The sequence below is a fragment of the Niallia sp. FSL M8-0099 genome, assembly GCF_038006945.1.
In the GTDB taxonomy this organism is placed as follows: Bacteria; Bacillota; Bacilli; order Bacillales; family Cytobacillaceae; genus Niallia; species Niallia circulans.
In genome coordinates this window covers 1,077,367-1,090,032 of record NZ_JBBOWF010000001.1, presented here as the reverse complement: position 1 = coordinate 1,090,032, position 12,666 = coordinate 1,077,367, and the positions used below count along the sequence as shown (strand labels likewise).

10 protein-coding genes are annotated in these 12,666 nt (G+C 37.3%); 1 reads left to right on the top strand and 9 read right to left on the bottom strand.

Translation table 11 applies throughout. The annotated features are described in order from the left end of the window. Nucleotides 1-62: 62 nt before the first annotated feature. Nucleotides 63-2,051: a YjhG/YagF family D-xylonate dehydratase gene (locus NSQ92_RS05070; RefSeq protein ID WP_341152437.1), complete on the bottom strand. Its 1,989-nt coding sequence runs from the start codon at nucleotides 2,049-2,051 to the stop codon at nucleotides 63-65. 73 nt (nucleotides 2,052-2,124) lie between these two features. After that, nucleotides 2,125-3,033 (bottom strand): dihydrodipicolinate synthase family protein, encoded by a 909-nt coding sequence (locus NSQ92_RS05065; RefSeq protein ID WP_341132328.1) that lies wholly within the window; start codon nucleotides 3,031-3,033, stop codon nucleotides 2,125-2,127. Nucleotides 3,034-3,277: 244 nt separating this feature from the next. Here NSQ92_RS05065 and NSQ92_RS05060 point away from each other — a divergent pair, with 244 nt between their 5' ends. After that, nucleotides 3,278-4,045, top strand: a complete 768-nt coding sequence (locus NSQ92_RS05060) for an IclR family transcriptional regulator (RefSeq protein ID WP_047941511.1) — start codon at nucleotides 3,278-3,280, stop codon at nucleotides 4,043-4,045. Between the two features lie 100 nt (nucleotides 4,046-4,145). Here the strand turns inward: NSQ92_RS05060 and NSQ92_RS05055 are convergent, their stop codons facing one another. The 7 genes from NSQ92_RS05055 to NSQ92_RS05025 all read right to left on the bottom strand — a co-directional run bounded on the left by NSQ92_RS05055 (nucleotide 4,146) and on the right by NSQ92_RS05025 (nucleotide 12,534). Beyond that, on the bottom strand, nucleotides 4,146-4,697 hold the full coding sequence (locus tag NSQ92_RS05055; protein ID WP_047941510.1) for a hypothetical protein: 552 nt from the start codon (nucleotides 4,695-4,697) through the stop codon (nucleotides 4,146-4,148). Nucleotides 4,698-4,889: 192 nt separating this feature from the next. Next, nucleotides 4,890-5,423 carry a cell wall hydrolase gene (locus tag NSQ92_RS05050; protein WP_061799735.1) on the bottom strand — a complete coding sequence of 178 codons (534 nt, stop codon included), beginning with the start codon at nucleotides 5,421-5,423 and terminating at the stop codon, nucleotides 4,890-4,892. 283 nt (nucleotides 5,424-5,706) lie between these two features. After that, nucleotides 5,707-7,074, bottom strand: coding sequence for a 23S rRNA (uracil(1939)-C(5))-methyltransferase RlmD (gene rlmD, locus NSQ92_RS05045; RefSeq protein WP_445669267.1), 1,368 nt, complete (start codon nucleotides 7,072-7,074; stop codon nucleotides 5,707-5,709). A 244-nt stretch (nucleotides 7,075-7,318) separates the two neighbouring features. Continuing rightward, a complete protein-coding gene (locus NSQ92_RS05040) occupies nucleotides 7,319-9,358 on the bottom strand; it encodes a beta-galactosidase (protein WP_341152435.1) in 2,040 nt (679 codons plus the stop codon). Between the two features lie 24 nt (nucleotides 9,359-9,382). Further along, nucleotides 9,383-10,210: a carbohydrate ABC transporter permease gene (locus NSQ92_RS05035; protein WP_328283120.1), complete on the bottom strand. Its 828-nt coding sequence runs from the start codon at nucleotides 10,208-10,210 to the stop codon at nucleotides 9,383-9,385. Beyond that, on the bottom strand, nucleotides 10,210-11,127 hold the full coding sequence (locus NSQ92_RS05030) for a carbohydrate ABC transporter permease (RefSeq protein WP_341132326.1): 918 nt from the start codon (nucleotides 11,125-11,127) through the stop codon (nucleotides 10,210-10,212). The genes NSQ92_RS05035 and NSQ92_RS05030 overlap by 1 nt, the downstream gene beginning before the upstream one ends. Nucleotides 11,128-11,220: 93 nt before the next feature. After that, entirely contained in the window at nucleotides 11,221-12,534 is a 1,314-nt protein-coding gene (locus NSQ92_RS05025; protein WP_341152434.1) for an ABC transporter substrate-binding protein, read from the bottom strand. Nucleotides 12,535-12,666 lie beyond the last annotated feature (132 nt).

The following is a 12,666-nucleotide window of genomic DNA, read 5'->3' as shown; positions in this document are numbered from 1 at the left end:
CTTACAATTAATTTAAACTTACAACGACAACCAGAGCTATCTTCTACTAAGATACTGTGGAACTATCTTGTGAAAGAACCTTCTTCTTTCGCTAAAGCCTTCTTCCCTGCTTCCAATACTTCAATAATTCGGTCAACATCATATACACTGCCTCTCCATGTCCCGCCACTAACCGCTTGCAGTGCCGCCCAAAGCCTTGTATCATCCGGCAAATTAGGGTCTGGTTTAAGATCTGGATGTGCTTCTCTTGTTTTTAAAACGGATGCCGCCTCTTCTTTTGACAATCGTTGATCTTTTGTACCAATAAAATCAACTGTTCCTATCAAGTTTTCACAATCAACCATAATATCGATTAAATCTCCATTTCGCAGCTTTCCGATTGGTCCATCACTCAATGCTTCCGGACCGATATGACCGATGCAGGCTCCAGTTGAGACACCTGAAAAACGAGCATCCGTAATTAAAGATACATATTTGCCAAAAGGCAAATATTTCAAAGCAGACGTTAATTGATAGGTTTCTTCCATTCCGGTTCCAGATGGACCTCCTCCCATTACGACCATTACATCTCCAGCTTTTATGCCCCCAGTTTTTATTGCAGTAATAGCTGATTTCTCAGATGTAAATACTTTTGCTGCTCCTGTATGTCTATAGATTCCATCTTCTCCTACTACAGTGCGATCAATTGAAGTCGATTTAATAACAGATCCTTCTGGTGCAATATTCCCTTTTGGAAAGGTGATAGTGGAAGTGAGCCCTCTTGCTTTTGCTGTAGCTGGATCCATAATTACTTGCTCAGGATTGACTCCATCTGCTTCTAATAAACGTTTCCTTAATTGCGTTCTTCTTTTGGATTTTTCCCACCAATCTAAGTTCTCTCCTAAAGTATGACCAGTAACAGTTAGGACATCTTCATGTAAAAGCCCTAATTTTCGTAAATGAAGCATTACTTCTGGTACACCACCAGCAAGAAAAACACGAACTGTGGGATGATGATCTGGTCCGTTAGGTAAAACACTTACTAGACGTGGAGTTTTGCGATTTATTCTTGCCCAATCATCTACTGTGGGGATTTTACATTTGGCAGCATGTGCAAGAGCTGGGATATGTAATAAAAGATTAGTTGAACCACCAAAAGCAGCATGAAGAACCATCGCATTCTCGATTGCTTTGTCTGTAATAATGTCCTTTGTTGTAATTTGATTCTTTTCCATTTCTAAAACAGCTCTTGCTGACTGCCTTGCCATTTCTGCCCAAATCTTTTGTCCAGAAGGAGCAAGTGCTGAATGAGTGACTGCTATGCCTAGTGCTTCCGCAATTACTTGCGAGGTTGCAGCAGTACCAAGGAATTGACAGCCTCCTCCTGGTGTAGCACATGCCACGCAGCCAAGTTCTGCCGCTTCCTTCAAACTAATTTCTTTATTCGCAAATCGTGCGCCAATTGTTTGGATTTTTCCTGCATCCTCCCCAATTGCTGGAGGCAGAGTAACACCACCAGGCACAATAATAGTTGGCAAATCATGCATAGAACTAAGCGCAATCATCATGGCAGGTAATCCTTTATCACACGTTGCAACGCCTATTACTGCTTCTCTAGTAGGCAATGAACGAATTAAACGCCGATAAACAATTGCAGCATCATTTCGATAAGGAAAAGAATCAAACATTCCTAATGTTCCTTGCGAACGACCATCACAAGGATCACTAACAAAACCCGCAAAAGGAACACCTTTATGGTTTCGAATTTCTGCAGCTGCCTCTGCCATGAGGATATCAACTTCCCAATGTCCTGTGTGGTACCCTAGCGCGATTGGCTCACCATTATGATCTCTTATACCACCTTTTGTACCTAGAATAAGGACTTCTGTTCCTAATAAATCTTTCGGTTTCCATCCCATTCCTACATTTTGGCTAAGTCCGAATAAATCCCCGCTCGGCGAATCCTCCAGCATTTGTGCAGTAAGTGGCAGCTTTCCAGTTGGCCCCTTTGCATTCGTTTTTACTTCATAAAGGGATTTATTCTCGTTTTCAAATATAAATGGTAATGTCATCCTATCACCCTCCAATATCTGTTTGTTTAGTAAACAAATAATCATTTCAAAAAAAGCAATCTATCACCTTTTCTTATAATAAATTTGCCTGTTGTAAAATTTCCCTAACTTGCTGCTTCTTCTCTTCATTGAGCGCTTTAGCAGGAGGCAACACCTCGGTTGTAATATCTATACCACATAATTTCGTTGCTTCCTTCACTACATTTACAAACGGGCTATCTATTTTATATAGTTGTGGCAATATAGCTAATTGTTTCTGCAAAGAAACTGCTTTTTCTATATCCCCTGCTAAGAAGGAATTATACAGACCAACTGATAATTGTGGTGCAAAATTTGCACTAGCTGTTATTGCTCCATCTCCTCCAAGCAGTAACGTATTAAATAAATGGTCATCAAACCCACAAAAAACAGAAAAATCAGGATTAATCATTTTTACCTTATCATTCATTTCGCGAATATGTCCGATAGAATCAATCGTTTCTTTAATACCAACTATATTTTGATGATTTAGAACAAGCTCTTTCACAAAATCAGGTGTTAAATCCTGCCCTGTAAGGGTGGGAAAATTATAGAGTAAAACTGGCAGCTTAACGGACTTTGCAATGTCACTAAAATAGGTATATAAATTCTCTTTGGTCAAATTCCAATAATAGGGATTAATAGCAACAATTCCATCTGCGCCTATTTGTTCCGCATGCTGACCGAGCAGAATTGCCTCCCTTGTATTCGTGCTGCCAATTCCAATTAAGACAGGAACTCTTTTTGCAACATACTTAACAGCAAATTCAGCAATCCTCTTTCTCTCCTTTACAAACATTTGCGAAAATTCTCCACCAGTACCTAAAAAGAATAAGCCATTTACTTTTTCCTCAATTAGTCTATCAATTAATAACGCCATTTCGCCTTCTTTCAGATTACCATCTTTATCAAGAATGCTTGACACTGGCGGAATAATGCCTTTAAATCGATTCAGTTCGGTCATTTTTTCTTATCTCTCCTTTTTGTTTTACATTATAAAACTCAATACTATTATTTAGTCTGTGTGAATTGATTATAACATACAGCCCTTAAAAGTAAACACTTACATTTTGTTAATTTTGAATATTTTCTAATTTACAAATAGAGATTGCTATTTTGAAATGGCTGTATTAATGTAAAAGTACACTATAATGTTTGTTATCCTAGGAAATAGTTAGATATTATAAAGCAAAAATGGAGAAGATATTATGCCAATCATTCAATCTGTTGAACGTGCACTTCAAATATTAGATTTATTTAACGATCACACCGTAGAATTAAAGATTACGGAAATCAGCGAACAAATGGGGCTTCATAAAAGTACAGTACATTCTTTATTAAAGACTTTGCAGCAATCTCGCTATATTGATCAAAATTCTGAAAATGGAAAATATCGATTAGGCTTAAAGCTCGTTGAAAGAGGGAATTTAGTTATCAATACTTTAAACATCAGGCAAATAGCTAATAAATATCTCGTTGAGTTAGCACTAAAGACGGGCCAAACTTGCCATCTAGGTATTCTTGATGGGAATGCAGGTGTATACATTGACAAGGAAGAAGGGGCTAATTCTGTTATTCGGTACTCTCGGATTGGGAGAAGAATTCCCCTCCATTGTACAGCAATCGGAAAATTATTGTTATCGTATCAACCTCCAGATATAATTCATTCACTACTAGATAACTATCTGTTTACACAAGCAACAAACCGGACTATTACCAAGAAAGAAGATTTCCTTATGGAATTAGAAAAGGTGCGTTATAACGAGTATGCTGTGGATAATCAAGAAAATGAACTAGGTGTCCGCTGTATCGCGGTACCAATTCTAAATCAACATGGACAAATACTAGCAGCGCTTAGCATCTCAACATTAGTTTCTACAGTAAGCGATGATCTCCTTAATGACTATTTACAGCTATTGAAAACAACGGGAAAAGAATTATCGGAAAAAATGCGATATGGAATTACAATGAAATAAGAGACAGGCATTTTTGCCTGTCTCTTATCATTTCACCCGAATAATTACATCTCTTTTTCTAACGCTATCTTCATCCACTTCTTCATTAACATAGCAGCTTTTACTTTCTCTTATCAAATGATCCCCATAAATCATTTACACGGATTAACATTCTTTCAATTTTATAATCAGCATTTACATTCGCTTGCCCAGTTACTTGTTTTACTTTTGGCTCATCCATGCCCTTTTTATGATATGCTAATGATATTGAAAAGTTATAAATCTTTCCTTTCGAATCTGTTCTTTCGAATTCAATATTTTTCACCTTAAGACTATAATCCTTTTTATACGGCTCCATCATTAGGTTCGTTCCATATCTTGTAATGAAATCATTATAGGATTTTTGATTAGAAAAATAATCTTTAAAGACTGCTTCTTCATATTCTCCTAGAGCAGCCTGCTTTTCTTCTCCATTTACTTTGCTTTCCTTTTGTTTGTTCCATATTTCTATTAACTCATCCTTCGGGCCATTTAAAGCATTTTGTAAAACTGCTTCTACTGGTTGTATGTATGGATCTGTGTCCTTAACTGTTTTCTCAGTACATCCAACTAATAAAATAAGAAGAAAAGGAAATAATGCGATTATGAATATACGATGATTACTTTTCTTCACCACATCACCTCCTCAATAAAAAACTATACGAATAGTATTTAAAAAAGTTTCAAATATTTTCCTTTTTCGCGTATTAGCTATAATTAATAAAGAATTTTAAATAAAAAAAGGAGAAATTCTATTCGAAAATCTCCCCAGCTACTACTACAAATATATGAAATAATGGCAAAATAATTAACTAATTAATACTTATTAAATAGAAAATGCATGATTTCCTATATGCTTAATAACTTTTCTTGTAAAAATCCAATCACTTGTTGCTGTATCTGGATTATAGAAGTAAAGAAGCTCTTTATTCTCCTTACCATTATTTAATGCTTCTTCTACTGCTTCCATGGACTCTTTATCCGCTGCTTTATCGATGGAACCGTTCTGAACAGGCTGAAAAGCATTTTTCTCATAGATGACAGACTCTACTGTATCAGGAAACTGCTTATCATCTAGACGATTTAGTACTACATCAGCTACTGCTACTTTACCGGCAAACGGCTCACCCTTCGCTTCTGCATGAACAAGACGGGCCAGTAATTTTTTTTCATTATTTGTTATGTCTGCTGATTCATCAGAAGCTTTTACATTTTCTTTTTTATCAACAGCAAATTTTCTTGTCGCTACAGTTGTTGTTTCTTCCTTACTAATTGTTTCTGCATTTGCAATAGATGGTATATATATATAAGAACCACTAATAAAAGTGAATATAATTGCAATAAATAATAACTGTTTCATTTTTTGTATACCTCCTGTTTTAACAGGCCCATATACAAGGCTAACAGGTTTGGAAACAAAACTCATTGCATAATTGTTGGAAGAACTGTAATATTTGCCGGGGTATTTGGGAGAAATAACTAAATATTTACAATTCCTCTTTCTCCAATTGCTCATATTTCCCCTACATAGGGGATAATTTTTTTTAAAATGGAGATTCTACAATACTAATACAACCCCATTTTCTATCTATAACAATAAAAAAGCTGATAGCAGAAAAAATCTGAAATCAGCTTCCCAAATGTTAATTATTTCTTACTAATAATGCACAGCATTCGACGTGGACCGTATGCGGGAATAAGTCCACTGGCTGAACCACTTTCAACGTGTATCCAAATGGCTCCAGCTGCTTAATATCAGTAGCAAAGGTATCCGGATTACATGATACATATACAATTCTTTCTGGTTGAGAACGTCCGATACGTCTCATTACCTTTCCACCTGCACCCGAGCGAGGAGGATCTAACAGCAATAACTCAGGTCTGCCAAATGTTTCCAATACTTGTGCTAGTCCAGTTCGGGCATCTTGTGCTAGGAAAGTAGTATTATCAATACCATTATCTCCTGCATTTCGTTTAGCTGATTCAATCGAGCTTTCGACAATTTCAATGCCTACAAGCTTGTCAACCCTGCTCGCAAATGGAAGAGAGAATGTTCCGACGCCACAGAATAGATCAATCATATTTTCTGATTTTTTTGGTTCTGCCATTTCTACTGCTAAATCGACTAATTTTTGTGCTTGTGTTGGATTCGTTTGGAAGAAAGTATCAAACCACACGCGGAATCGATATCCATCCATTTCATCGTAAATAAAATCCCTGCCAGCTAATGTATGGCTTTTTTCTGATTGCGTACGATCTGCCCAATCGGTATTCTCTAGCCACATAAAGCTTTTAACTTGCGGGAACTTTTCGGTAATACGAGCAACTACTGTATCCACTGCATCTTTCAAAGAACCATCTGGAGCTTCTGTCGCAAATAGCGCCAACATCATTTCCCCTGTAGCAAAAGACTGTCTCACCATTAAATGACGAAGAAGTCCTTCATGTGTATCTTTATTATAACCTTTTAATGCATGTTCCTGTACCCAATTGGCTATTTCAAGTGCTGCTTCCACCATTTCTTTTCCAGCAATCAGGCAAGTTTCTAAGGAAATAATTTTTCTGAAATTCCCTTGCTCATGCAGACCAAGAGAACCATCCGCAGCAAAGGTAAATTCCATTTTATTACGGTATCTCCATGGCTCATCCATGCCGATAGTATCTTTTACTAAGCTCGGATCAAATCCTTGTTCTTCAATCACCCGTTTTACATGATTGGTTTTTTGTTGTAATTGCCCATTATAATCCCAATGCTGCCAAACACATCCGCCGCATTTTTCAAAATGTGGACAAGCTGGTCCAATTCTTTCCGCATGTGCAGCTAAGATTTCTTCTGGCATCGCTTTTCGATGTCTTCTGTGAGGCTGATCAACTGTTACCTTTACCTTTTCACCTGGTAAAGTTTGCGGAATTGTTAGTTTTAATTTTTTTTTGTTTCCTAATTCATTTTCACGCCAAACAACTGCCTGTCCAGCACCTTTTTCATCAACATTCTTAATTTCAACAATCATTGTTTCTTTTTCAATAGTGGTCAAACGACATTTCCTCCTTACAAAAATTCACTAGCTTAATTTATTTGAAAAGAATCATTTCTTTGAGGGATCTAGCTACTCTATTTTTAACATACTTCCCTAGTATAAAGGACAATCATACAATATGAAAATAATAATTTTTATTTTGCAGATATTAGCAATTTAAAAGGGACGTTGCTTTATTTACAACGTCCCTCCTTAAACCTATTTATCCCCTGATATTCTACTCTAACACAAGCACATCATAACCCTTTAATTGTATCTTCTGATGTATCTTCTCTCCTGTTAAAATATTGGTCATTTCCTCCTTTACCTCCAGTTCCTGCATCTCATGGGAATAATTTAATAAGAAAACATATGCTTTTCCTTCTTTCTTGCGTATGGACAACTCTACACTTTCAGGTAAATCAAACTTATTATTATAATTATTAATTTGTATTTCTTCGAGTAAATTTTCAGCAAGCTCGATAGTGAAAACGCCTCCAAAATAATAACAAGCTCCCTCTCCAAATTGGTGCTCAACCAGGCCGGGCTTTCCTTCAAAATAACAGTCAGAAAACCTCCCTATTACTTCCGTATCTTTTGATTCGACTTTCAAAGTCTCATAAAATCCTCTAGTCTTAATCTCTGTTTTATCTTTGTAGATTACGATTGGAGTAGTTTCAAACGGCGCTTCCCTTGTAAAATCCTCTACCGATATTCCCGTAAGAGCTGCTAGATAACCTGGGAATGCTTTCATATAGACTTGACCTGTTTCATCCTTATATCCAGTTCGGCAGCCTAGTATTAATTTGCCGCCTTGCTTTACATACCTTTCCAGCAAATTCGCTGTTTGTTCTGATACAATCGCTGCATGAGGATACACCAGTACTTTATATTTTTTCAACTCTTCTAGATTAGAGTTTCTATTTAGATTATAGGCATCTACAGGTACATGGTTATACTGCAGCGCTTTAAACCATGCCTCTATGCTAAGGGAAGCAAAAGGTCCAGACCACTTATCAAATTCCGCATCCCACTCATTATCATAATTAGTGACGATCGCTATCTCTGCCTGATAAGTCGCTCCTGCTATCTTCTCTCCTATTAGTTGAATCTCCTTGCTTACTTGCTCTACTTCTTTTATACGGCGGTTAGGCAGATTATGATAGTCATTAATGCCATGCCAATAAATTTCTGTTCCTTTCGTTGCTGTTCTCCAGCGGAAATACATAACTAAATCTGCACCATGTGCAATCGATTGATAGGTCCAAAGTCGAAGCTGTCCTGGATTAGGCGACGGCTGTTCTAGTCGTGTTACCCATCCGCCTGGACCAGACTGCTGTTCAAAAATAGCAAAATTAGGGGAAATGCTGCGGACGACACTTAAGTTCCAGCTCCATTTCCGGTCTCGTAAAGGCTTATCGCTCTTATCTTCTAAGACTCTGCCGAAATTAGGATAGGAATCATAAGCATAGAAGTCTAGCACTTCATTCGTCAGCTTATGATTATCGAGATGCTTAAACATCCCATTTGTGGTAACCCACTGATTGCTTGTATATTTCCGAATAATGTCTGCTTGCATTTTTGCATAAGAAATAGCACTATCAGAAATGAACCTCTTTTCATCTAACATATGATGGGGATTCGGAGAATTGGGAACCGTTGTACGAGTTAAATAGACTTGGTCCCAGCTGGTATATGTCTGATTCCAAAAAACGGTTCCCCATGCCTCATTTAATTGATCTAGCGTTTGATACTTTTCCTTTGCCCATTTTCTAAAAGCAAAATGATCGGCCTCGGAATAAAAAACATCTATTTCACAATTTAGTTCATTATCAATCTGCCAGCCGACAACCCCTGGATTATAGCTATAATGTTTTGCCATTTCTGTCACAATAGCCGAACTTAGTCTCCGGTAGTTTTCCGAATTGTAGTTATAATGTCTACGAGCGCCATGCTGGTAAGCTATACCAGATTGAGATACATTCAATACATCGGGATATTTATGGGTGAGCCATGCTGGCGGTGTTGCCGTTGGAGTTCCGAGCACTGTTTTCAGTCCTAATTTATGGGCCTTTTCAATCGCCCGATCGAATAAAGCAAAAGAATATACTCCTTCTTCTGGCTCAAAAATCGTCCAGGCAAATTCCCCCATGCGAACATAGGTAAATCCTGCCTCCTTCATTCTTCGAAAATCATTTTCCCACAGTTCCTCTGACCAGTGTTCTGGATAATAGCAAACACCTAGTGTTAATTTTTCCGCCGTCCATTTTTTCGTCATTATTTGCACTCCTATCTATATTCTTTATTCTTTTATCGAACCACCTAAAATACCGGAAATAAAGTGTTTTTGCAGGATAAGAAAGACGACCATTACTGGGATTACCGAAATAGCTGTCCCTAACATCAATTGTCCATAATCAATGGAATTAAGACCAGCTAAAGTGGACAAAGCCACTGGTAAAGTATAATTTTCCTGTGTTGTCATCACTATTAATGGCCACATAAAATTATTCCATTGATGGGTAAAAAGGAATATCCCAACAGCCGCTAAAGCAGGCTTCATTGTTGGTAAAGCAACTTTGAAAAAGATAAAGAATTCTCCAGCTCCATCTATTCTTGCTGCTTCTATTAAGGAATCTGGTATTCCCTGCATATTTTGCCTAATCAAAAAGATAGCAAAGGGATAGCATATTTGCGGCAATATAATCGCTTGATACGTATTAATCCAGTCTATCGATCCAAAAATTTGAAATAGTGGAATAATCGTAGCTTGATAGGGGATCATCATCGCCAATAAAAAGGATGCAAAAATCAGATTGCTCCCCTTAAATTTAAATTTCGCAAAAGCATAGCCTGCTGCAGAGCAAATGAATAAACTTACTACGACAAAAACAATGGCAATGATAGATGAATTAGTTACTGCTTTGACAATATCGATAGAATTGCTTAAATTTCGTAGGTTCTCCAGCAAATAATCACCAGGGATCAATTTTGGAGGAAAGGCCAGCACATCGCCTGAAGGATTTGTTGCCCCTACAAGCATCCAATAAAATGGACCAATCGAAATGACAACACCAATAAGTAAAAAAAGATGCATAAATATTTTTTGAATACGTTTCTGTTTTGCCATCAGTCATTCCTCACCACCTTAAATTGAATCCATGATAGAACCGCGATAAAGAGCACAATTACATAAGCAATGGCTGATGCATAACCAAAATTAAAGAAACTGAAGCCCTGATTATAAAGATAGTAAGTAATCGTTATTGTCGCATTATTTGGACCGCCATTTGTTAAATTGTACGGCTCATCAAATAATTGGAAGGAGCCAATTGTTGACATTACAAAAGTAAATAACAGAACGGGCTTAAGCTGTGGAATCGTGATATAAAAGAATTTCTTGATTGTACTGGCACCATCTATACTAGCTGCTTCATACAAACTATTCGGGATGTTTTGCAAACCAGCTAATAAGATAACCATGTTATAGCCAGTCCATCTCCAAGTTGTTACTAGAATAAGGGAGACCTTCGCCCAGAAAGGATCTGTCAGCCAGTGAACCTTCTCAAGGCCGATCGAAGTGAATAAGTAATTAATTAAACCGTAGTCTGTATTTAGCAGCAATACAAAAATAATAGAGGCTGCGACTAATGAAGTAACAGCAGGAGTAAAAAAAGCGACCCGGTAAAAACCTTTCATTCTTAATAAACTAGAATTCAATACACTCGCTAATAAGACGGCTAGGAATAACATAATCGGAACCTGCACTAGCAAAATAATAAATGTATTGCCAAGCGCTTTGTAAAAGAGCGGATCATTGAAAAGCCGCGTATAGTTTGCAAGCCCAGAAAAAGTATAAACACCTGCAACCTTTGTTTGAAAGCTTAATAGAAAAGAAGCAATTATAGGATAAACCGTAAAAGCAATAAACAATAGCAAGGCAGGACCAACAAATAGATAAGGAACGGTCTTAGGCGTGATAAATTGTTTTTTCTTTTTTATAGTTAATGAATTTGTTCCTGTTTCTAGCATTTTATTATCCGACATTCTTCTCCCCCTCCTTTTTAGAGGCTGCATTCAAAAATAGGTTCAAATGCTATTCTCAAAAGTCAGCCTCTACTCCTTTAGCAAAAATGGTTTTTAATTGCTCGATTCCAATCCAGTTTGCTGCTCAGCTTGTTTCTTTCCATCCTCCAATATTTGTGCTGCTGGTTTATTCTCAAGTAAAAATGCTTCCATTTGACTTGTCATAATGGATCTGAGTTCTAACTCTGCACTGCTGTGATTAACAGATGGAATATCTGTTACTGTATCAGCAAAATCTTTAAAGAATGTTTGATTATTAAAGTATTCTTGTTCTTCACTGAAAACCGGCTCTTCATATGCTGCTAATAACGCTGGGAATAATCCTCTATTCGTAAGTGCCTTAATTTGTGATTCTACATCTGTTGATGCAAATTCAGCAAACACATATGCTGCTACTTTATTATCCGATTTACTTGGAATCGCTAAGGCAGATCCTCCATCATTAGAAGCTCTCCCTCCCCCTTCTTCAAAAGCAGGCAGTTGGAACATGCCCCATTTACCTGACAGCTCAGGCATTTGTTCAATCATCGTTCCACTCCACCAGACAGCACCAGGCTGTGTTGCGACCTCTCCATTTTTCATTGCTGCTACTTGGCCATCCCAGTTATTTGTATAGATAATTAATTCTGCATCCTTCATTTTTTGCAAAATATCAATGGCCTTTTTGGCTGCGTCTGAAGTAAGATCTAATTTATCATCCTCTGTAAAGTAATAGCTCCCTTGCTGCTGCAGCATAATTCTAAGCAATCCATCTCCATCTGTTCCAAGAAATGCCTTCCCCGTATGAGCAACAACCTTTTTCCCCGCTTCGATATAGTCATCCCATGTTTTAATAGTCGCTGGGTCAACTCCTGCCTCCTCAAAAATATCTGTCCGATAGATAACACCCACTGGTCCTAAGTCTCTTGGTGCTGCAATAATATTTCCATACTTATCCTTTAACCCATCTATTTTCGACTTAGAAAATTCATTTTCATGTTTATCAAAGCCAAGTGAACTTAAATTCGTAAATGCATCTGGAAAATCATCTGTAAATGAATGAATACGATTATTTTCTACCTGTACTACATCTGGTAATCCGCTTCCACCTGATGAAAGACCCGCACTAACCTTTTGGTATACTTGATCAACACCAATATGCTCAATCTTCACGTTTACATTAGGATATTTCTTATTAAAAGCAGGAAGTACATCCTTTTCTAAATAATTTGCTTCCAATGCCCAGGCCCAGACGGTGACATCTCCTTTTATATCCTCTGGATTATCCGGAATAGTTAGATCTTCTGTACTCGTTGAGGAGCTATTGCTGCATGCCCCCAACACAATCGTAAGTAGAAATAATAAAACAAAACCATAGATTTTCCTCATAAAGTTCCACTCCTTTTGATAGAGATTTTTTCTGCTTTCTATAAATCTAAAAAGGAAACAAAATGAATAGAAAGCGCTTACCTAAGTAGTCCAAGTATATACTGATATCAAAGATGGTTATGGTATAATTTC

Bases quoted from the DNA above. Each gene is read 5' to 3' on its own strand.
- NSQ92_RS05070 (WP_341152437.1), bottom strand. From the start codon at position 2,051: ATGACATTACCATTTATATTTGAAAACGAGAATAAATCCCTTTATGAA.
- NSQ92_RS05065 (WP_341132328.1), bottom strand. From the start codon at position 3,033: ATGACCGAACTGAATCGATTTAAAGGCATTATTCCGCCAGTGTCAAGC.
- NSQ92_RS05060 (WP_047941511.1), top strand. From the start codon at position 3,278: ATGCCAATCATTCAATCTGTTGAACGTGCACTTCAAATATTAGATTTA.
- NSQ92_RS05050 (WP_061799735.1), bottom strand. From the start codon at position 5,423: ATGAAACAGTTATTATTTATTGCAATTATATTCACTTTTATTAGTGGT.
- rlmD (WP_445669267.1), bottom strand. From the start codon at position 7,074: ATGATTGTTGAAATTAAGAATGTTGATGAAAAAGGTGCTGGACAGGCA.
- NSQ92_RS05040 (WP_341152435.1), bottom strand. From the start codon at position 9,358: ATGACGAAAAAATGGACGGCGGAAAAATTAACACTAGGTGTTTGCTAT.
- NSQ92_RS05035 (WP_328283120.1), bottom strand. From the start codon at position 10,210: ATGGCAAAACAGAAACGTATTCAAAAAATATTTATGCATCTTTTTTTA.
- NSQ92_RS05030 (WP_341132326.1), bottom strand. From the start codon at position 11,127: ATGTCGGATAATAAAATGCTAGAAACAGGAACAAATTCATTAACTATA.
- NSQ92_RS05025 (WP_341152434.1), bottom strand. From the start codon at position 12,534: ATGAGGAAAATCTATGGTTTTGTTTTATTATTTCTACTTACGATTGTG.